This is a genomic window from Thiothrix unzii (genome assembly GCF_017901175.1).
Taxonomy (GTDB): domain Bacteria; phylum Pseudomonadota; class Gammaproteobacteria; order Thiotrichales; family Thiotrichaceae; genus Thiothrix; species Thiothrix unzii.
In genome coordinates, this window is sequence record NZ_CP072793.1 from 214,902 (window position 1) to 234,259 (window position 19,358).

Annotated in this window: 20 protein-coding genes; 13 read left to right on the forward strand and 7 right to left on the reverse strand. The window is 53.0% G+C overall.

The genetic code is table 11. The annotated features are described in order from the left end of the window. Positions 1-64 precede the first annotated feature (64 nt). Genes J9260_RS01285 through msrA form a run of 3 tightly spaced genes read left to right on the forward strand, consistent with a single transcriptional unit; the run spans position 65 to position 2,607 of the window. Positions 65-1,231, forward strand: a complete 1,167-nt coding sequence (locus J9260_RS01285; RefSeq protein WP_210219262.1) for an ATP-binding protein — start codon at positions 65-67, stop codon at positions 1,229-1,231. A gap of 35 nt (positions 1,232-1,266) precedes the next feature. Then, entirely contained in the window at positions 1,267-1,938 is a 672-nt protein-coding gene (gene queC, locus J9260_RS01290) for a 7-cyano-7-deazaguanine synthase QueC (RefSeq protein ID WP_210219263.1), read from the forward strand. Between the two features lie 36 nt (positions 1,939-1,974). Next, positions 1,975-2,607, forward strand: coding sequence for a peptide-methionine (S)-S-oxide reductase MsrA (gene msrA, locus J9260_RS01295; protein WP_210219264.1), 633 nt, complete (start codon positions 1,975-1,977; stop codon positions 2,605-2,607). Here msrA and J9260_RS01300 read toward each other — a convergent pair. Next, a complete protein-coding gene (locus J9260_RS01300; protein WP_210219265.1) occupies positions 2,604-3,068 on the reverse strand; it encodes a YaiI/YqxD family protein in 465 nt (154 codons plus the stop codon). The genes msrA and J9260_RS01300 overlap by 4 nt on opposite strands. 104 nt (positions 3,069-3,172) lie before the next feature. On the opposite strand from J9260_RS01300, the gene J9260_RS01305 reads away from it, so the two are divergent. Both J9260_RS01305 and uvrD read left to right on the forward strand, forming a co-directional pair. Continuing rightward, positions 3,173-4,609 (forward strand): ATP-binding protein, encoded by a 1,437-nt coding sequence (locus J9260_RS01305; protein WP_210219266.1) that lies wholly within the window; start codon positions 3,173-3,175, stop codon positions 4,607-4,609. A 47-nt stretch (positions 4,610-4,656) separates the two neighbouring features. Further along, entirely contained in the window at positions 4,657-6,876 is a 2,220-nt protein-coding gene (gene uvrD, locus J9260_RS01310) for a DNA helicase II (RefSeq protein ID WP_210219267.1), read from the forward strand. Between the two features lie 64 nt (positions 6,877-6,940). Here the strand turns inward: uvrD and gorA are convergent, their stop codons facing one another. From gorA to J9260_RS01340, 6 genes are all read right to left on the reverse strand, one after another. Continuing rightward, entirely contained in the window at positions 6,941-8,305 is a 1,365-nt protein-coding gene (gene gorA / locus J9260_RS01315; protein ID WP_210219268.1) for a glutathione-disulfide reductase, read from the reverse strand. A gap of 82 nt (positions 8,306-8,387) precedes the next feature. Beyond that, positions 8,388-9,122 carry a glutathione peroxidase gene (locus tag J9260_RS01320; RefSeq protein ID WP_210219269.1) on the reverse strand — a complete coding sequence of 245 codons (735 nt, stop codon included), beginning with the start codon at positions 9,120-9,122 and terminating at the stop codon, positions 8,388-8,390. A 152-nt stretch (positions 9,123-9,274) separates the two neighbouring features. After that, positions 9,275-10,426 carry a hypothetical protein gene (locus tag J9260_RS01325; RefSeq protein WP_210219270.1) on the reverse strand — a complete coding sequence of 384 codons (1,152 nt, stop codon included), beginning with the start codon at positions 10,424-10,426 and terminating at the stop codon, positions 9,275-9,277. Between the two features lie 67 nt (positions 10,427-10,493). Beyond that, the gene (locus J9260_RS01330; RefSeq protein WP_246499567.1) at positions 10,494-10,793 is read right to left on the reverse strand and encodes a hypothetical protein; all 300 of its coding nucleotides are present in this window, start codon (positions 10,791-10,793) and stop codon (positions 10,494-10,496) included. Positions 10,794-10,818: 25 nt separating this feature from the next. Then, a complete protein-coding gene (locus J9260_RS01335; RefSeq protein ID WP_210219272.1) occupies positions 10,819-11,448 on the reverse strand; it encodes a hypothetical protein in 630 nt (209 codons plus the stop codon). Then, the gene (locus J9260_RS01340; protein WP_246499569.1) at positions 11,441-12,430 is read right to left on the reverse strand and encodes a LysR family transcriptional regulator; all 990 of its coding nucleotides are present in this window, start codon (positions 12,428-12,430) and stop codon (positions 11,441-11,443) included. Before J9260_RS01340 ends, J9260_RS01335 begins: the two co-directional genes overlap by 8 nt. A 118-nt stretch (positions 12,431-12,548) precedes the next feature. Here J9260_RS01340 and J9260_RS01345 point away from each other — a divergent pair, with 118 nt between their 5' ends. The 8 genes from J9260_RS01345 (at position 12,549) to csoS4 (ending at position 19,352) form a co-directional block, all read left to right on the forward strand. Then, complete coding sequence (locus tag J9260_RS01345; RefSeq protein WP_210219273.1) at positions 12,549-12,800, forward strand: hypothetical protein; 252 nt, start codon at positions 12,549-12,551, stop codon at positions 12,798-12,800. Further along, positions 12,797-12,940, forward strand: coding sequence for a CbbQ/NirQ/NorQ domain-containing protein (locus J9260_RS01350; RefSeq protein ID WP_246499570.1), 144 nt, complete (start codon positions 12,797-12,799; stop codon positions 12,938-12,940). The genes J9260_RS01345 and J9260_RS01350 overlap by 4 nt, the downstream gene beginning before the upstream one ends. Then, a complete protein-coding gene (locus tag J9260_RS01355) occupies positions 12,937-13,173 on the forward strand; it encodes a Sua5/YciO/YrdC/YwlC family protein (RefSeq protein ID WP_210219274.1) in 237 nt (78 codons plus the stop codon). Before J9260_RS01350 ends, J9260_RS01355 begins: the two co-directional genes overlap by 4 nt. A 166-nt stretch (positions 13,174-13,339) precedes the next feature. Next, complete coding sequence (locus J9260_RS01360) at positions 13,340-14,758, forward strand: form I ribulose bisphosphate carboxylase large subunit (protein ID WP_210219275.1); 1,419 nt, start codon at positions 13,340-13,342, stop codon at positions 14,756-14,758. 18 nt (positions 14,759-14,776) lie between these two features. Then, positions 14,777-15,106, forward strand: coding sequence for a ribulose bisphosphate carboxylase small subunit (locus tag J9260_RS01365; protein ID WP_210219276.1), 330 nt, complete (start codon positions 14,777-14,779; stop codon positions 15,104-15,106). 22 nt (positions 15,107-15,128) lie between these two features. Continuing rightward, positions 15,129-17,534, forward strand: coding sequence for an alpha-carboxysome scaffolding protein CsoS2 (locus J9260_RS01370; protein ID WP_210219277.1), 2,406 nt, complete (start codon positions 15,129-15,131; stop codon positions 17,532-17,534). A gap of 10 nt (positions 17,535-17,544) precedes the next feature. Then, the gene (locus J9260_RS01375) at positions 17,545-19,104 is read left to right on the forward strand and encodes a carboxysome shell carbonic anhydrase (RefSeq protein ID WP_210219278.1); all 1,560 of its coding nucleotides are present in this window, start codon (positions 17,545-17,547) and stop codon (positions 19,102-19,104) included. Further along, entirely contained in the window at positions 19,101-19,352 is a 252-nt protein-coding gene (gene csoS4 / locus J9260_RS01380) for an alpha-carboxysome shell vertex protein CsoS4 (RefSeq protein ID WP_093066212.1), read from the forward strand. Before J9260_RS01375 ends, csoS4 begins: the two co-directional genes overlap by 4 nt. The last annotated feature ends 6 nt before the right edge of the window (positions 19,353-19,358 follow it).

A 19,358-nucleotide genomic window follows, 5' to 3' on the forward strand; every position in this document is an offset into this window, starting at 1 on the left:
AATGAAAAGTCACAGCACGCCAGTCATCCTTGTAAATTATCAATATGAATGATAATTTACAAGGATGATCAAGCGAACTCTTACCCAAACGCTCATTGAAGCCCTGCAATCTCAACCTGCTGTTGTGCTACTCGGCGCACGTCAAGTGGGTAAGACCACACTGGCACAACATCTGCTCACCACGCACAAAGCGATCTACATTGACCTAGAAGATTACGTTGAGCGCGAAGGCGTGATGCAAAATCCCAAGCTATTTTGTGAGCAGCACAAGGATGAATTGGTAATCTTCGATGAAATCCAGAACACGCCGGACTTATTCCCCGTTTTGCGCGGTGTTATCGACAAGCGTAGGCGTGAAGGGCGCGAGTCTGGGCAGTTCCTGTTGCTGGGTTCGGCATCGGTGGATTTGATGAAACAGGCAGGTGAACGGCTGGCGGGGCGAGTCGCTTATTTGGACATGACACCGCTGCACGCGATGGAAGTGGGCAAGGAAAATATCGAAAAGCTCTGGACTCGCGGCGGTTTTCCGCAAAGTTACCTCGCCGCGTCAGATGAAGATAGCTTCCGTAAACGTAAATACCTGATTCGCAGCTATCTGGAAAAAGACATTCCGTTTTTTGACCGCTCCGTGCCGCAGGAAACCATGCAGCGTTTATGGCTGATGTTGGCGCATTTACAGGGGCAACCGTTTAATGCCTCGGTGATTGCAGATAATTTGGGGATTGATTACCGTAAAATCATCGCCTATACCGATTTGTTGGTTGATTTGATGCTGGTGCGTCGTTTGCAGCCTTTCCACATTAATATCGGCAAACGCCTGGTGAAAACACCGATATTGTATATTCGGGATAGTGGTTTGTTGCACGCGCTACTGACGATTCAGGACTGGGATACACTGATTATGCATCCGGTTTCTGGGGCAAGTTGGGAAGGCTTTGTGATCGAGAATCTGCTGGCGGCTGCACCTGATTCGGTCATTCCCTATTTTTACCGCACCAGTGCAGGGGCTGAAATTGACTTGATCCTGCTATTTCCAGATCAAAGCAAGTTGGCGATCGAAATCAAGCGTAATCCACGCCCCAAAATCAGTAAAGGCTTTTACATCTCACAGCAGGACATCAAACCCAAACACAGTTATGTGGTGACACCACAGGAGAGCGTGTTCCCGATAGATGAGCAGACCACTCAGATTGGGTTATATGGATTGATGGAACGTCTGAAAGCGATGTAGTATTTCGATAAAGCCGATTAACTCAAGGTTTATGAATGAAAAAAGCAGTAGTACTTCTTTCTGGCGGGATGGATTCCGCGACGGTGTTGGCAATGGCTATCGCGCAAGGTTATGCGTGTTACGCGCTGAGTTTTCGTTACGGGCAACGCCACACGGCGGAGTTGCAGGCGGCACTTGAGCAAGCGCAGCGTCAAGGCGCGGTTCGTCACGAAATCATTGATCTGGATTTGTCGCGTTTCGGTGGTTCGGCGTTAACGGATGATCGCATTGAGGTGCCGACCAGCCCGACGCAGGGTATTCCTGTGACCTATGTGCCTGCCCGTAATACGGTGTTTTTGTCGATTGCATTGGGTTGGGCGGAAGTGCTGGGTGCGCAAGCCATTTTTATCGGGGTGAATGCGGTGGATTATTCGGGCTACCCGGATTGCCGCCCGGAATTCATTGCAGCATTTCAGACGATGGCGAATCTTGCGACTAAAACCGGGGTCGAGGGTGCGCCGATTACCTTGCATACCCCGCTGATTGCGTTGACCAAAGCGGATATTATTCGTGAAGGCATTCGTTTGGGGGTGGATTATTCCGCGACCGTGACGTGTTATGCCGCGAATGCGCAGGGTGAGGCGTGCGGCGAATGCGATGCGTGCCGTTTGCGCAGTAAGGGCTTTGAAGAGGCGGAATTAGCGGATAACACCCGTTACGTGGCATAGTGACATTCACTGGTTTTAGCGTTTACGGAGGTTGCTATGTTTGGTCGATTTAAAGCAGCAGTTATGCCCGAAGCTGGCGATGCATTGCCGGGGCGTGATGAGCCGATGCCGGTGGAAAGCCGCCATTATGTAAATGGTCAGCCGTTGCAGCCGCCGTTTCCGGCAGGTTTTGAACAGGCAATGTTCGGTTTGGGGTGTTTTTGGGGGGCGGAACGTAAGTTTTGGTCTGCGTCCGGTGTGTATACCACTGCGGTGGGTTATGCCGCTGGTCATACGCCCAACCCGACTTACCGCGAGGTGTGTTCGGGTATGACCGGGCATAACGAAGTGGTGTTGGTGGTGTTTGATCCGGCGAAAACGAGTTACGAAACCTTGCTAAGCATTTTTTGGGAGGCGCACAACCCAACCCAAGGAATGCGCCAAGGCAATGATGTTGGCACGCAATACCGCTCCGGCATTTACACCTTTTCCCCGCAACAACACGCGGCGGCGCAAGCGAGTTTGACGGCTTATCAAGCGGCGTTGCAGGCTGCGGGTTATCCGGCAATCACTACGGAAGTGCTGTCCGCACCGACGTTTTATTACGCGGAAGATTATCACCAACAATACTTGGCGAAAAATCCGGGCGGGTACTGTGGTTTAGGCGGTACGGGCGTGCGTTGCGTTTAAGTTTTCGCAACCGGTTTGTGATGGCGGGTGAGGAAACGGTCTAACTGATTCGCAAATGCCTGCCGATCACTCAAGCTCAAGGTCGCAGGCCCGCCGGTCATCACGCCGCTGTTGCGCATTTCCTCCATCGCGTTACGAATCCGCAAACGTTCGCGGATATTCTCCGGGGTGTAAAACTGCCCGCGTGGGTTGAGGGCGTGTCCCTTTTTCTCAATAACCTCTGCCGCCAACGGAATATCGGCGGTAATCACCAAATCACCTGCTGCCAAATCTTGCACAATGCGGTTATCCGCCACATCAAAGCCCGCCTGCACTTGAATCGTTTTGATGTACAACGATGGAGGAATGCGTAAAGGCTGATTCGCCACCAAGGTGGTGCGAATTTGTAAACGTTCCGCCGCGCGAAATAGGATTTCCTTGATCACATTGGGGCAGGCATCGGCATCGACCCAGATTTGCATGGTGGTTTCCTCAATCACAGTGATTTGAAAAGTCTAAAATTAGCTAAAATTTTCAAAATAGTTAAACTATACTTTAACTAAATAAGTCATTTAGTATTATTTCCATGAAAATATCACCATCTGAACTCATCAGCGTACTCGCACAGTTTAACCCTTGGTGGCGTGGTGGGCATATAGCCGGTTTGCCTGCTTGGAAACGTGCCGCTTGGCATGAACTCAATCAATGGGTCACACAGCCGCCGGTTCACCGTGCGGTATTGCTATCGGGAGCGCGGCAGGTCGGCAAAACGACTTTGTTGCTACAGTGCATTGAAGATTTGCTGCAACAAGGTGTGCCAGCCGCCAATATTTTGTATGTCACTTTTGATCATCCCATGCTCAAATTAGGCGGTATTGATGCGGTGTTAGCCGCTTGGCGTGAACGTGAACCGCGTACCGAAGGCATCGAATACTTGTTTTTGGATGAAGCGCAATTTATTCGCGATTGGGGAACGTGGGTCAAACATCAGATTGATTTTATTAAAGATCGCCGCATTGTATTTACGGGTTCAGCCACGCCCTTGTTGGAAGCAGATCAGGAATCCGGGGTCGGGCGTTGGCACGCTATCCGTATTACCACCTTGTCGTTTTATGAATACCTGCACATCAAACAACTCGCATTGCCTGAATTACCGCCACTGCGTTCATTGCGCCATTTGTTCGATTGGACAGCACCCGATTTTTACCGTGTCACCGAGTTAGCTGCACCGTATACCGGGCATTTTCATGAATATCTGGTGCGTGGTGGTTTTCCGCAAACGGCACAAATTGAGAGCGTGGCACAAGCCCAACGCCTGCTACGCGAAGACATTATCGACAAAGTGCTGAAACGTGATATGACCGCTTTGTTTGGGGTGCGGCGTATTTTAGATTTGGAACACACCTTTTTGTATCTGTGTATGCACGATGGCGGGCTGCTGGATATGACCGACTTGTGTAGCAACCTGCAAGTTAAACGCCCCACGGCACAACATTTTATCGAATTGCTGGAAGCTACCCACCTGATCTATCGTTTACCGCCATTAGGCTATGGCAAAGATGTGTTGCGGGCGCGTTACAAAGTGTATCTGGCGGACGCGGCGATTTCCTCCGCTGTCTTATTGAAAGGCAAAAACATCCTCGATGACCCGACAGCACTGGGTGTAGCGACCGAAACAGCCGTTTTTCGTCACTTATTCGCCCGTTATTATGCCCAACAAGTACGTTTCACCTATTGGCGCGGTAAACAGGAGCGCGAAGTCGATGTTGTCGCAGAAGTCGGCGGGCAAATTGTGCCATTTGAAGTGAAATATCGCACCCAACACACGGGCGTGCGCGAACTCAAGGGCTTGATGGAATTGTGCCAGCAAAAAAATATCAGTCGCGGTTACGTCGTCACTAAAGCCTTGGATGATTTCGGGCTACTGGCGGGAACACCAGAAGGGATTAACATTATGCGCTTGCCTGCACCGTTATTATGCTACTGGATGGGTGAGGCAGAATTGCATGGGGTGGTGGAATAACACATGGCTAACTCTGATTTAATGCGTTTTTACAGTACAATCACACGATGAATAATACCCAATCCCCTATACTCGCCCCCCTAAACCCGCAGCAGCAACTCGCCGTTGCCGCGCCGCCCAAATCCGTCCTCGTCCTCGCAGGCGCAGGCAGCGGCAAAACCCGCGTGCTGGTACATCGCATTGCATGGCTAATCGAAGTCGAAAATGTCTCGCCATTAAGTATCCTCGCCGTGACCTTCACCAACAAAGCGGCGGCAGAAATGCGCGGGCGCATCCAAGACCTGCTGCAACTGCCCAGCGGCGGCATGTGGGTTGGCACATTCCACGGCATTTCGCACCGTTTGCTCCGCCTGCACTGGCAGCAAGCCAAATTGCCGCAAACTTTCCAAATCCTCGATTCCGAAGACCAGATTCGGATGGTCAAGCGCATCCTCAAGTCATTGGAACTCGACGAAACCCGCTTCCCGCCGCGTCAGGTCGCCGGTTTTATCAATGCGCGTAAGGACGAAGGTTCGCGCCCGCACCACATTGAAGACAAAGGCGATTTCAACCAACGCCAAATGGTGCAAATTTACAGCGTGTACGAACAAACCTGCCAACGCAATGGCGTGGTCGATTTCGCCGAACTGTTGCTGCGCTCGCTGGAATTGCTGCGCGATAACCCCGACCTGCAACAGCATTACCGTAACCGTTTCCGCCACATTTTGGTGGACGAATTCCAAGACACCAACGCGCTGCAATACGCATGGTTGCGCCTGCTGGCGGGGGATAAGAATCCGGTATTTGCGGTGGGCGATGATGACCAGTCGATTTACGGCTGGCGCGGCGCAAAGATCGAAAACATCCGCAATTTCACCAAACATTTCCCCGATTGCGAAACGGTGCGGCTGGAACAAAATTACCGTTCTACTGCGAATATCCTCAACGCCGCCAACACCTTGATCAGCAACAACAAAGGGCGCTTGGGCAAAAACTTGTGGACGGATGGCAAAGACGGCGAACGCCTGCACCTCTACGCCGCCTTCAATGAAATCGACGAAGCCCGCTTTGTTGCCGGACGCATTCAAAAATGGGTGGATCAGGGTGGAATGCGTCGCGACGTTGCCATTTTGTACCGTTCCAACGCCCAATCGCGGGTATTTGAAAGCACTTTCAATGAAAACCGTATTCCGTACCGCGTCTACGGCGGCTTACGCTTCTTTGATCGCGCCGAAATCAAGGACGCGCTGGCGTATTTGCGCCTCACCGTTAACCATCAAGACGATGCCTCGTTTGAACGCATCGTCAATCACCCACCGCGCGGTATTGGCGAACGCACCGTCGACATCCTGCGCAGCCACGCCCGCGCCACCAATCTGTCCTTATGGGAAGCCGCCGCGCAAGCCGCTGACATCGGCGATTTCACCCCGCGTGCCAGCAATGGCGTACTCGGTTTCGTGCAACTGATCAAACGCATGGCGAGCGACATTCACAGCCTGCCCTTGCGCGAACAAGTCGAAATCGTCATCGAGCTTGCCGGACTCAAGCCGCATTTTCTCGCCAAAGAAAAAGGCGAAGCGGGGCAAGGGCGCGTCGACAACCTCAACGAATTAGTCACCGCCGCACAGGGTTACACCTACGTGCAATCCGAAGAAACCCCGGATATGAGCGAACTTTCCGCCTTCCTCTCGCACGCCGCGTTGGAAGCGGGCGAAGGTCAGGGCGAAGCCGGTGAAGATTGCGTGCAAATGATGACGCTGCACTCTGCCAAGGGTTTGGAATTCCCGCTGGTGTTTTTGTGCGGTTTGGAAGAAGGCTTGTTCCCGCACCAAATGTCCGCCGATGACCCGGCACGGTTGGAAGAAGAACGCCGCCTGTGCTACGTTGGCATTACCCGTGCGGAAAAAGAACTGGTGATGAGTTACGCCGAACAGCGCATGTTGCACGGGCGTACCCAATTCAACCCGCCGTCACGTTTCTTGCGCGAATTACCGCCGGAATTGGTGGAAGAAGTGCGCCCGAAAGTGAAAGCGTATCAGCCCACCCGTTACACCGATGGCGGCGGCTACCGTCCGGTTACGCCGCCCGCACCAGTACGCACCCCAAACAAATACGCCGAAAGCGAAGTCGGCTATCGGATCGGGCAACGGGTGCGCCATGCCAAATTTGGCGATGGAGTGATCGTGGATTCTGAAGGTTCGGGAGCGCACTCGCGGGTGCAGGTAAATTTCAAAACTGCCGGGGTGAAGTGGCTGGTGTTGGGGTATGCGAATTTAGAAAAACTGTAAGCGCGGGGCAGGGGGTAGAGACGCAAGATTTTGCGTCTCTACGGTGGTGGACAATGCCACCCAATTATTTCATTGTGACCATTTCTTCGGCACTAACGGGGTGAATCGCAATGGTGTCGTCAAAGTCCTGCTTAGTCGCACCCATGCGGATAGCAACTGCGAAACCTTGCATCATTTCATCCACGCCTAAACCAATCGCATGGCAACCGACGATCTTTTCGTCTTCGCCAACCACAACCAGCTTCATCGCGGTCTTGGCTTTGTGCTTGACGAAGGAATAATACATCGGGGTAAATTCGGTGCTGTACACCTTAACCGCATCGCCGTATTTTTCCCGCGCCGCTTCTTCCGACAAACCAATCGTGCCAATCGGCGGATGCGTGAACATCACGGTTGGAATCAGACTGTAATCCAGCTTGCGGTCTTTCATGCCACCGAATAAACGATCACCGAGGCGACGACCTGCTGCAATCGCTACCGGGGTCAGTTGCACACCGCGCTTATTGATAATGTCCCCAATCGCGTAAACACCGGGAACACTGGTTTCCTGATACTCATTCACGTCGATGAAACCACCGGGTGCGAGTGGCAAACCGATGTTTTCCAAACCAATATCGTCGGTGTTAGTCTTACGGCCAATCGCCCACAACAACTGATCCAGATCACTTAAGGTGCTGCCATCTGCATAGTTCACGGTAAGTTTGCCGTCAGCCTGCTTTTCCACACTGGCAATTTTCGCCGTGTCGTTAAACACAATGCCATCATGTTCCATTTGCGTGCGCAGGGTTTTCTGCATCAAGCTATCGAAACCGATTAGCACGGGGAAACCTTGATGCAACATGTGCGTTTCTGAACCGAGAGCATTCAGCACGCCCGCCAGTTCGAGTGCGATGTAACCGCCGCCGACAACCGCGACTTTTGCAGGCTGCTCGTCCAACTCGAAAAAGCCGTCGGAGCTGATGCCATGTTCTGCCCCCGGAATATCCGTTGGCACAATCGGGCGACCACCCGTAGAAATCACGATATGGTCAGCGGTATAGGTTTCGCCGTTCACTTCCAGCGTTTTCGCATCGACAAAACGCGCTTGCCCTTGGATCAGATCAATACCCGCTTCGGACAAAAAGCTATCCATGTACCAGTCGGTAATCCCGCCGATCATGTTGTCGCGCTTGTTCACCAGCTTGCCCCAATCGAGCTTGCCGGGAACAGTGGCGAAACCGTAATCCTGTGCATCGTGCTGGGCATGAGCCAAGTTCGCGGCAAACCACATCACTTTTTTGGGGACGCAACCCCGATTGACGCACGTACCGCCGAGGTCATCATTGACTTCCACGACTGCGCACTTCGCGCCATGTTTCGCAGCCTTTTCGACCACTGACAAACCACCGCTGCCCGCGCCGATGGCGATTAAATCGTAATGTTGGCTCATGCTTTGCTCCGTAATTCTTGCTGTACTTTATACAACCAGCCGTAGAGACGCAAAATTTTGCGTCTCTACCTATCGAGGGGTCTTATCGTGCGTTCAACCACGCTTCGAGTTTATCCGAACCGCCAATCAACGCGCCGTTGATAAAGACTTGTGGAACCATGTCAACGCCAGCAACTGCACGCAAACTGCGGTTGGTGTAATCTTGGTTCAATACCAGTTCGTCGAAATCAACGCCAGCGTCATGCAACAGACCCTTAGCTTTGGCGCAGAACGGGCATCCTGGGCGCGTGAATACTACCACGTCAGCCGGGGCAGTCGCTTGTGGTGCAACATAAGCCAGCATGGTGTCAGCGTCAGAAACTTCAAACGGGTCGCCCGGTTTGTTGGGTTCGATGAACATTTTAGCAACCACGCCGTCTTTTACCAGCATGGAATAACGCCATGAACGCTTGCCGAAACCGAGGTCTTGCTTATCGACCAGCAAACCCATGCCGTCGGTAAAGTCGCCGTTGCCGTCTGGGATGAAGGTAATTTTGTCGGCTTTCTGGTCAACTTTCCACTCGTTCATGACGAAGGTGTCGTTGACGGACATGCAAACGATTTCATCAACGCCGTGTTGCTTGAAGGTATCAGCCAACTGGTTGTAACGCGGTACGTGCGTAGAAGAACAAGTCGGGGTGAATGCACCCGGCAGTGAGAAAACGATGACGGTTTTGCCTTTGAATACGTCGTCAGTGGTCACGTCAACCCAAGCGTTGTTTTGGCGAGTGCGAAACGTCACGTTAGGGACTGGTTGGCCTTCTTTATTCTCGAACATGATAAGCTTCCTTTTTTGATAAAAAACAAATTAACTAATCTTTAACAATCTATAAAACTGATGGGATTGGGCGCAGTATAAGCAGGTGCTAATGAAATTAAAAGATGATTGTTTCTAATGTAACGTTCGATTTAAGCGATTACATCAAGAAGCTAATACGGCAAGTGCAGGTGGATTTCTTCCTCGTCTTCCATCATCTGAATCGCCGCATCTAAGCCCAATTGCTGCGGGTTGTCTGTGTTACACGCTTGCAAACGCGCAAACAGTGCTTCCTGCTCCAGCACATAACGCTCGCCATTTTTCAATTGCACAAACGCTGCCCAAGGGATGAATTTGGTTAATACGAACGCCTGCTCCGGTGAAGGTGAAATATCCACGTGCAAGCCTGCAATGTAGAGCAAATTACGCCCCCGATACGCTTTATCCTGCGAAATGCTGCGGTAAGCGCGGTCAAATTCGGCTTGCGTATTGGCTTGCGCCGCTGTCAGCATGGGTTCGGATGAAGTGACAATCCACGGCATTGCGCCGATTAGGTTTTGTTCCAATTGACGCGAGCCATCGGTGTCTTCGCGCAAGCTGGTGTGGTAAGTGAAATATTCCGGCAACAACGCATCGCCAATCGGTTGCTTGCCGCAGCCTGCATTGAAAAACCAGCGCATGTGCTGGAAAAATGTGGTGGTCGCCATGAAGGTGCGCGAGGTACTTTGCATCGCAATCGGCAACATCTCGCCGTCGTGCTGGTGTTCCACCATCTTTTCCAGATGCAATACCAGACTGCGCTCACGGCTGCGCGACAAATACTGGTTATCCAGCGTTAAACGGCAATGATCTGCCCGCATATCCACGAAAATATTTTGGCTGGCAAACTCGTATTCGCGCAGATACCACTCCAAAGTGGCGTGGATTTTACCGCAGTTACTGGAGCAGCGATGATTCGCCGTCTGGATGCGCCGATAAGAACCAAAAGTCATAGTTTCGGGGTCATAACCGACGTGGCTGGAATGCACAATCACCAAATCTTTACCGTGATGTGCGTGCGGGCCATGTCTGTCACACGCCATAATCCCGCCCACTTGCCCATGATTGAATGGAAATATACCAAAATGTTTTGCCAGCAAAATCACCGGGTAGCCTTGACTCTCATCCGAACAAAACGCCCGTGAGGGCATGATTTTCCCCGGTTCAAACCCCAGTTCGATGCACCAGTTAAACAAACGCGGCACGAAATTACTGTAACGAAACCAGTAATTTTCCATACGAAAATGCCCCAAACTGGCCTGCACATTGTCACGGACGTTGTACATGAAAAGCTTCCATTGGTTACAGGTGATCAATAGGCCGATGATATATTGCCTTCACCCAAAAAAATACTTAATCGCCCTCACCCAACTCTGCATCCCAACCCTTGGCTTTCGCCTCACTAATCGCATGACTATGTATGTCGCTGTGCCGCTGTTGCAATTCCGGTGGTAGGCGGCTGGGCAAATGCCCGTATTTCATCCACTCTGCATGGACTTTTTCATACAGGTTTTGCAGCATTCCAGCACTCCAGCCTTCGCATTGTTCGGTGTCGGGCAGTAAGCCAAACACCCATGCATCGCGAATCAGCCGCCCGACCGGACTCATGCCAAATTGTTTATCGTTATCCAAACCTTCGTATTTTCCGCTCATAGTATTCCTCATCTATTCATCCGTGTTACGCCGTCGCCCGCGCATTAATGCTGGCAATGGCGCGTTCCGCCGCTTGCATGGCTTGTGCGGTTTCCGCCTCACTGCCCATCATAATCAACCGTCCGAATGCGCCGTAAGCTTTCACATCCACTAAGGTGACGTGCGCGGCTTTTTCAGCTTCGTTGGCAGCGTAAACAATGTAACCGGCGGGTTCGGTTTCAAAAATAAACATGCTTTTGCCCGGTAACAACATCGAACCGTGACGCAATTGGCGGTTGATCAGGGTGGCGTGGTCGGGGGTAATGGCGCGGATAATTTCTTTCCAAGCGACGCGACACGCCATGCGGTTTTCGACATCAGCGTAAATCTCACGCAATACCGCTTCGCCCGCCGAAGTGACTTCACTTTGGTTACGGTAATGGACTTCCATTGAACCAAAAGCGCGTTCTACCACCTGTTGACCGAGGCGCACATTGGTGGCTTTGAGCGCAATGTCACTGAGGCGGTGTACTGCCATGCCCGGAGCCACTTCAATCCACAAACAGGCATCGCCGGGAATCGGCAAAAAACCTTGCGAGGAGGTCGCCAAATACGACGCAAGCTGGGGTTGCAACGAATCAATAAAAGAATACACACGTAAGGTTACATTATTCATGGGCATCAGGCTCAGGTGACGGCTTCAAATGATAGGCGGGTAAGTGCAAGCGGTTAACGTTGATGTCTTCCCACATCCGCGCCCCGTCTTGCAACAGAAAATCGAGAAAGCGTTTGGAGGTATTGGAAAGTTTTTTGCCTTTTAAATGCACTGCGTGCCAACGGCGTATTAGCGGAAAATGTTGCACGTCTAATACGGTGAGCAAGCCTGCTTCCAGTTCGAGGCGCAAATTGTGAATCGACAGTACTGAAATGCCCAACCCTGCCATGACCGCTTGCTTGATGGCTTCACTGCTGCCGAGTTCCATGTAGACATTGGCTTCTAGCCCATGTTCGGCAAACAGCCGGATGCGGGCAGCCCGCGTGCCGGAACCCTCTTCCCGTGACAAAAAGCGTTCTTGGGCAATGCGTTCCAAGGTAATGTTGCGTTCCCCAGCCAAGGGGTGATTGGGCGGGGCAATCACCACAATGGGGTTATCAAGGAAATATTCAGCGGCGAGTTCCAGATTACTGCCGGTGGGAATCGTCCCCATGATAACCAAGTCATCCAGATTATCTTCCAAACGGCGGATGACTTTGGCTTGGTTGGTAATGGTGAGGCGTGGCTCTACCCGTGGGTAATCCTTGAGGAAAGTGCCGAGTAAATGCGGCATGAAATACTTGGCGGTGGTAATCGCGGATATGTTCAGCGGGCCTTTGACTCCTTCCTCCATGCCAATTATGTCTTCGTTGAGTACCCGCAAACGATCCAAAACATCACGACAAGCTTCAAACAACTCACGTCCAGCTTCGGTGAGGAACAGGCGTTTGCCAAGCTGCTCGGTTAACGGGATACCGATGCTCTCCTCTAGCCGTTTGATCTGGATGGATACCGCCGGTTGGGTCAGGTGCAACTCTTCCGCCGCACGGGTAAAGGACAAATGCTTCCCTACGCTATAAAACAGGCGCAACTGGTGCAAGGTGATATGACGCAGGTTCATCATTAAGTCCGCTTTATCAAGAGTATTTACATTTACTTAGGTTAATCCAAGTAATATTAACGATTAACTTTAGTTGATTGTCAAGCTAATTTATAGTGCTCCTCAGTTTGAGGAATTCACCATGTCGCAACAGCAGAAAGACGATCAACAAGAGGTAGAACCGATGGAAACTGTATGCCCACACAAGCAAACAATCTTGGGTTGCGACCCTTTTGTTTTTATCATTTTGTTGGTGTTTTTTTTGTTGTTTTTAACACTATTACCCAGTGCCTGGTCGCTGATGGTAGGAGCTGTGGTGTTGGGTTTGGGGATCCGCTGGGCGGTGCTTGGGTATGAAAAATATCAGAGGAAAGACCGGGGTAAAACCCAATGAGCTTTGAAGTGGAACACATTAACCGCGAATACAAACAACACCCGCTGGCAGCGTGTTCCATGACGTTGGTGCGCCCGCTGACCGATGACCCGGATATGCGTGACACCTTGGATGCAGCGGTCAACACTTTCTTTGGTTGAAAAGCAACCGTGCCGGGGCGGTTACGTGGTTGTTACCAGTACGCCCTGAGGTTTCCCCGCTCATCTCCACCAGTGCCAACCTGAATGGGCAAGAACCTGCCCGCAGCGTGACAGAAATCCTCCAACAATTTGATCAGCAACTGGGGGTTGTTTTGGATGCTCCCTTGGGAGGTCAATTACAACCAACTCAAATTCGTGACGGACGTACTGGGCAGATTATTCGCCCTAGTTAAAAACCATAAGCTTTTATTAATCCTCGTCATTATCATTAATAATAGTTTATGAAAACAATTTTTACAATTAACTGTAGTTGATCATTCCCCTTGCTTATAGTTGCTCCATCTGACGCACCGAGGTCAGAGCAAGATTCCCTAGAGCAACTTCTGCAAGGAGAAGATGATGGCAAAGAAATACGAAGCCGGGGTGAAGGAATACCGGCAAACCTATTGGCAGCCTGACTATATCCCGTTGGATACGGATATTCTGGCGTGCTTTAAAATCACCCCGCAACCGGGTATTGACCGTGAAGAAGCGGCGGCGGCAGTCGCAGCAGAATCTTCCACGGGTACTTGGACGACCGTGTGGACAGACTTGCTGACCGACATGGATTACTACCGTGGTCGTGCGTACATGATCGAAGATGTACCGGGCGACGATGCCTGCTTCTATGCCTTCATCGCTTACCCGATTGACCTGTTTGAAGAAGGTTCAGTAGTCAACGTCTTCACCTCATTGGTCGGTAACGTATTCGGCTTTAAAGCGATCCGCGCCCTGCGTCTTGAAGACGTGCGCTTCCCGATTGCTTACGTAAAAACCTGTAACGGCCCGCCGCACGGCATTCAGGTTGAACGTGACAAAATGAACAAATACGGTCGCCCCATGCTGGGTTGCACCATCAAGCCGAAGCTGGGTTTGTCTGCGAAAAACTACGGTCGTGCGGTATACGAATGCTTGCGCGGTGGTCTGGACTTCACCAAAGACGACGAAAACATCAACTCGCAGCCATTCATGCGCTGGCGTGACCGCTTCCTGTTCGTGCAGGACGCGATTGAAACCTCAGAAGCGCAAACCGGCGAACGCAAAGGTCACTACCTGAACGTTACGGCACCTTCTCCTGAAGAAATGTATGAGCGTGCTGAATTTGCCAAAGAAATCGGTTCACCGATTATCATGCACGACTTCCTGACTGGCGGTATGACGGCTAACACCGGTTTGGCACGTTGGTGCCGTAAAAACGGTATGTTGCTGCACATTCACCGGGCGATGCACGCGGTACTCGACCGTAACCCGCACCACGGTATCCACTTCCGTGTACTGACCAAAGCACTGCGTTTGTCCGGTGGCGACCACCTGCATACCGGTACTGTCGTGGGCAAGCTGGAAGGCGACCGCGCTTCTACTTTGGGCTGGATTGACCTGTTACGTGAATCTTACGTACCAGAAGACCGTTCACGCGGTATTTTCTTCGACCAAGACTGGGGTTCAATGCCTGGTGCATTCGCGGTCGCATCCGGTGGTATCCACGTCTGGCACATGCCTGCACTGGTGAACATCTTCGGTGATGAGTCTGTTCTGCAATTCGGTGGCGGCACGCTGGGTCACCCATGGGGCAACGCGGCAGGTGCAGCGGCTAATCGTGTAGCATTGGAAGCGTGCGTTGAAGCGCGTAACCGTGGTGTTGAACTGGAGCGCAACGGTAAGGAAATCCTCACCAAAGCGGCACAGTCTAGCCCTGAACTCAAGATTGCCATGGAAACATGGAAAGAAATCAAGTTCGAGTTCGACACCGTTGACAAACTTGATGTTCAGAACCGCTAATCACAGGAGTTGCAAACCATGGCTGATTTTCAGGATTACAAACAAACCGTCAAGTACGAAACCTTTTCTTACTTGCCTGCGCTGACGGCAGACCAAACCCGCCAGCAAATTCAATACATCGTGTCACAGGGCTGGAACCCAGCTATCGAACACGTGGAGCCTGCCAGATCCCACAAGTATTACTGGTTCATGTGGAAGCTGCCCATGTTCGGTGAGCAAAGCGTTGACCGCATCCTGTCAGAGATCGAAGCGTGCCATCGGGAATACCCCAACCACCACGTGCGTCTGATCGGTTACGACAACTACACCCAAAGCCAAGGCACATCCTTTGTTGTGTACCGCGCTTAATGACTGACAGGGAGGAGACACCATGCCTGCACAAACTGCAAATAGCGCGGATAAAGCCCGCGAAGCAGCCGCCGCGCGTCGGCGGGCTACTGCCCAGCGCAGTGCCGGTCAGTCACGCCCGGTAGTTGCTGTTAAGGCAGTACCTGCGGCATCCACCCGACCTGAACCTGTACAAGCTGCCCCGGTGGCAGCTTATGCAGCCCCGTCCACCGCTGTTGTCGTTGCCATCAATGCCAGTGCGAACAAAGCGCATGAAGCGGCTGAACGCCGCCGAGTCGCCGCGCAACGCAGTCAGGCACAAGCACGGCAGCGTTCTCGTCCGCAGGTGGCATCTGTATCTTCTGTTCCCGCTTATTCCAGCAGTACTGCATTGGAAGACAACTTCGGCAGTCTGTTTGGCAGTGAACCGGTGACAGAAGAAGCAATGGATGCGTTGTGCGAAATGGTCGATGCTGACCCTAATGCCTTAGGTGTTAGCGGTAACAGTGTGCGTGCCATTTGCCGTAACCGTCGCCAGCAACAGGCAACGCAAGGCAAATCTGCCGTACCCCGTCGTCCTGGTAGCACTCCTAACGGGCGTAACCCACGCTTGAGTGTCGCTCCGCAAGGTCGCGATGCTGCCCGCCAACATCGGGTCAAAGCCGCACGGGGGCAACGTCCCGATGCACCAGCCGCACCACGTCCCACCGGACGGATGCGTCCGCAACGTGTTCCTCCCAAGGTTGAGATTGACGAGACCCTGTTGGGAAACGCAGTGACCGGTACTCAGGTTAATCGTATTACCGCTAATACGATTACTGGGGGCGAATCCGGTATCTGCCGCACGGTGACAGGAACGGAATACTTGGGTGCAGACCATTTCGATACCATTTGCGGGACACGTCCTGAACCGAATCCGCCGAAAGTCGGGTTAACGGTCACAGGTCGCGGTCTGGCAGTTTCCGGTACAGAAGTGGGTCGCTCTAACAATGTGACGGGTGATGAAAGTGGTAGTTGCCGTGCAGTGACGGGTACAGAGTACTTAGGGCTGGAGCAATTTTCAGCTTTTTGTGAAAACAAAGGGTTGACGACTCGCGCTCCTAAAGTAGTGGCTGGTACGACGGCACGCAAACAGTTAACCGTAACGGGTGTTGATGAAGCACGCCTGCAACCTGTCACCGGCAATGAGTCGGGTGCGGGACGCAGCATCACGGGGTCGCAATACTCCGATGCGGGTGCTTCACGCCTGACGATCAATGGCCCACAGAAAGTTGCCTTAACACACACCGTCGCCGGTCGTGAAGTGACAGGCACAGAAGTAGGACGTTCGACCAAGGTAACAGGTGATGAATACGGCAGTTGCCGCCCGGTAACGGGTACGGAATACGTGTCCAGCGAGCAGTTTCAATCCATTTGTAACACGCAAGCACCCGCACGCTCTGCCAAAGTGGGTGAGGATAACAGCCAGCAAGGACAGCGTATTACCGGCAATCTCGTCAATCGTACTGAAAAAGTCACAGGAAACGAGGCGATAGCAGTGGGTAAAGTAACCGGTTCACAGTATGGCGACAGCCAAGTGGCAAATCGTGCGCCACCGAAAGCGTATCCGATGCAAACCCTTGCGGGGCGCAGTCTGACAGGCAATCGGGTGGATCACAGCCCAAAGCTCACCGGTGATGATCGTGGCGGCTGCTTGCCCGTCACCGGTACTGAATACTACGGCAAGGAACATTTTGCCGGGTATTGTGCAAGCGAATCGCCACAACACCATCATGCGCATGGTCACGACCACCATCATGACCATGAACACGGCGAAGGTGAACACGGCTTCTGCTGTGACGAGTGCGCGGCTGACCATTTCGCGAAAGTGAAAGTGGCGCAGGCGCGGCGCATGTTGCCACCGCCTCCGGTGATGTGCCACGGCTGTGCAGACAGTGCAGTGGCAGAAGCGAAACAGGTTGCTCAACAAGCGGCAGCAGGTTTCAGCGTCCAATCACCGGCACGGGCGGCACTCGGACGTGTCACCGGCAATGCTTACGAAGGTGCAGGGCGCATTACCGGCCCCGGCAATCGTGGCAACCAGACCGTTTCCGGCACACCGGAATTCCGTTACCAGCAGCCGGTGGCAGCCACTGTTACCAGCGAGCCGGTAGTAGCGGAACGTGCCGAACCCGCAGCCTCGCGTGTTACCGGTGACGGACGTGACAACCTCCGTATCACCGGCGACGACTGGGGTCGCAGCCAACGCATGACAGGTACCGAAGGGAAGTGGGCGCAAAACCGCAACCCGACGTTACGTGGTGCGCAACAAGCCATGGCAATGGTGAGTGCTCACGCTAATAAGTCACTGGAACGTCCTGAAGCTCCACCTATCGCTAACGTGACAGGCAGCAGCGGCAACAGTGGCAAAGGTGCGCTGATCACCGTTTCCGGTGGGGCAAGAGGTTAGGAGGTTACAGGTGAACAGCCGTCAAGCCCAGCAAGCATTGCGTCTGGCAAGCCGAACTCAAGGCAAGCCGCAGACGTTACGCAAGGCAACACGCCAACCAGCTCCGGCTGCCTTGGCGGTGGAGCCGGGTACACGGTTAACACCTGTGGCAAACGGGGCGGTGGCGAGTTCTCGCCGCCACCCGCTGGCTAACCAACACGCCAATGCCCGTTTGGCGCATTGTGAAGAAAGTGTTAAAGGGCGTTTTGAAGCCATCATCCCTGCCCTGCAAGCCATCGCTGGTTTGCATCTGGGGGACGGTTTCAGCGCACAAGCACAAGCGATTGCGGAAGCCCAACTGGGCTACTGCTTGCCGGAACGCATCCTCAACGATGCGTGGGTCAGCGGTGTGGACATGAAAGCCCTGTATGCGTATTGCGCGTTTCAGGCTTTGAAGCTGGCAACCGAACAGTTTGCCAACGATTTACGCCAACAGGTGGAAGCGGTGCAGGATACCCGCAACTTCTTCCTCGACTGTGGCTTTCACGCGGTGGACATCAGCCCCTGTGCCGATGGTCGCCTCAAAGGTTTGATGCGTTACATTTTGCGTCTGCCTTTGACTTCGTTTACCCGGCGCAAGGCGTATGCCGGGGCATTATTCGACGTGGAAACGGACGTGCGCCACTGGATGGCAACCGAATTACGCCGTTTCCGCGAAGGTGTGCCAACCACCGTCGATGCAGGGACTCGTTACCTGAAAATCGCGGTGTATCACACCAGTAGCAGTTCCCCCTGCCATGAGGGATGTGCTGCCCACGGGAGTAACGATCATCAAGCGGTGGCAGCGGCTCTGGATCGCCTAAACCAGTTCCGCCAGGCTATTGAGAATTCGTTCTGTTGTGGTGCCAGCACAGATATTTTGTTGATCGGGGTTGATACCGACACCGATGCCATCCGGGTACATATTCCCGATGGTAACGGTGAGCTTTCCCCGCAACGCTTTGTGGATAACAAGGTACTGTTCCATGCCACGCTGGGTTTGTCAGCAGATCAAGCAGGCTTGGCAGTACACGAGGCGGTCGAAGCCGCGATTAACCAGCATGGCTGGGGAACCGGCAAAGGCGCACCGCATGATGGGATGCGACGGCTGGTGACTAACCTGCTGATCAATAACCTGTCACAGATGGATTACGTGATGGATTTGCACAATGGGCAATACGCCGACATCGGGCACGCCGAACGCTACATCAGCGTCGGGGATGGTTTCGAGGAAGTGCAAATCCGCAATGTGGCGTATTACGCCCACCTGCACACGCTGGAAGAAGGCGTGGCAGACATGGATGTCGGCATCAAGATTTTCAAAGGCTTGAACGTGAATCACGGTCTGCCTGTGCCGGTAGCGATTCACTACCGTTACGATGCCGGTGTACCGGGGTCACGCGAACGCACAGTGGCGAAAGCCCAGCGGGTTGCCGCAGCCATCCGCAGCCGTTACGCGGCATTGGTGGAACAGGGTTTGTTACTGTGCCATTTGTCAGTGCAAGACACGCCCGTCGGTAGCCCGGTGGAAGTTGTGGAGGATGTGGCATGAAGATCATGCGCGTGGAAAAAACGCTGGTATCCACCAACCGCCTTGCCGAACTGGGGCATAAGGGCTTGTTAGTGGTACAGGAAAAAGTTGGCGGAGCGCGGCAAGTGGCAGTGGATGCTATCGGTTGCGTCCCCGGTGACTGGGTGATTTGTGTGGGTTCCTCTGCCGCTCGCGAAGCCGCTGGCAGTAAGGAATACCCTTCCGACCTCACCATCGTCGGCATTATCGACCGCTGGAATGGCGAGTAAGGGGTA

What these genes read in the sequence shown, in the direction of transcription:
- J9260_RS01350 (WP_246499570.1), top strand. Translation starts at nt 12,797, where the DNA reads ATGAGCTTTGAAGTGGAACACATTAACCGCGAATACAAACAACACCCG.
- J9260_RS01340 (WP_246499569.1), bottom strand. Translation starts at nt 12,430, where the DNA reads ATGATGAACCTGCGTCATATCACCTTGCACCAGTTGCGCCTGTTTTAT.
- J9260_RS01320 (WP_210219269.1), bottom strand. Translation starts at nt 9,122, where the DNA reads ATGTTCGAGAATAAAGAAGGCCAACCAGTCCCTAACGTGACGTTTCGC.
- J9260_RS01335 (WP_210219272.1), bottom strand. Translation starts at nt 11,448, where the DNA reads ATGAATAATGTAACCTTACGTGTGTATTCTTTTATTGATTCGTTGCAA.
- csoS4 (WP_093066212.1), top strand. Translation starts at nt 19,101, where the DNA reads ATGAAGATCATGCGCGTGGAAAAAACGCTGGTATCCACCAACCGCCTT.
- uvrD (WP_210219267.1), top strand. Translation starts at nt 4,657, where the DNA reads ATGAATAATACCCAATCCCCTATACTCGCCCCCCTAAACCCGCAGCAG.
- J9260_RS01345 (WP_210219273.1), top strand. Translation starts at nt 12,549, where the DNA reads ATGTCGCAACAGCAGAAAGACGATCAACAAGAGGTAGAACCGATGGAA.
- J9260_RS01330 (WP_246499567.1), bottom strand. Translation starts at nt 10,793, where the DNA reads ATGAGCGGAAAATACGAAGGTTTGGATAACGATAAACAATTTGGCATG.
- J9260_RS01365 (WP_210219276.1), top strand. Translation starts at nt 14,777, where the DNA reads ATGGCTGATTTTCAGGATTACAAACAAACCGTCAAGTACGAAACCTTT.
- J9260_RS01360 (WP_210219275.1), top strand. Translation starts at nt 13,340, where the DNA reads ATGGCAAAGAAATACGAAGCCGGGGTGAAGGAATACCGGCAAACCTAT.
- J9260_RS01305 (WP_210219266.1), top strand. Translation starts at nt 3,173, where the DNA reads ATGAAAATATCACCATCTGAACTCATCAGCGTACTCGCACAGTTTAAC.
- queC (WP_210219263.1), top strand. Translation starts at nt 1,267, where the DNA reads ATGAAAAAAGCAGTAGTACTTCTTTCTGGCGGGATGGATTCCGCGACG.
- gorA (WP_210219268.1), bottom strand. Translation starts at nt 8,305, where the DNA reads ATGAGCCAACATTACGATTTAATCGCCATCGGCGCGGGCAGCGGTGGT.
- msrA (WP_210219264.1), top strand. Translation starts at nt 1,975, where the DNA reads ATGTTTGGTCGATTTAAAGCAGCAGTTATGCCCGAAGCTGGCGATGCA.
- J9260_RS01325 (WP_210219270.1), bottom strand. Translation starts at nt 10,426, where the DNA reads ATGTACAACGTCCGTGACAATGTGCAGGCCAGTTTGGGGCATTTTCGT.
- J9260_RS01300 (WP_210219265.1), bottom strand. Translation starts at nt 3,068, where the DNA reads ATGCAAATCTGGGTCGATGCCGATGCCTGCCCCAATGTGATCAAGGAA.
- J9260_RS01370 (WP_210219277.1), top strand. Translation starts at nt 15,129, where the DNA reads ATGCCTGCACAAACTGCAAATAGCGCGGATAAAGCCCGCGAAGCAGCC.
- J9260_RS01285 (WP_210219262.1), top strand. Translation starts at nt 65, where the DNA reads ATGATCAAGCGAACTCTTACCCAAACGCTCATTGAAGCCCTGCAATCT.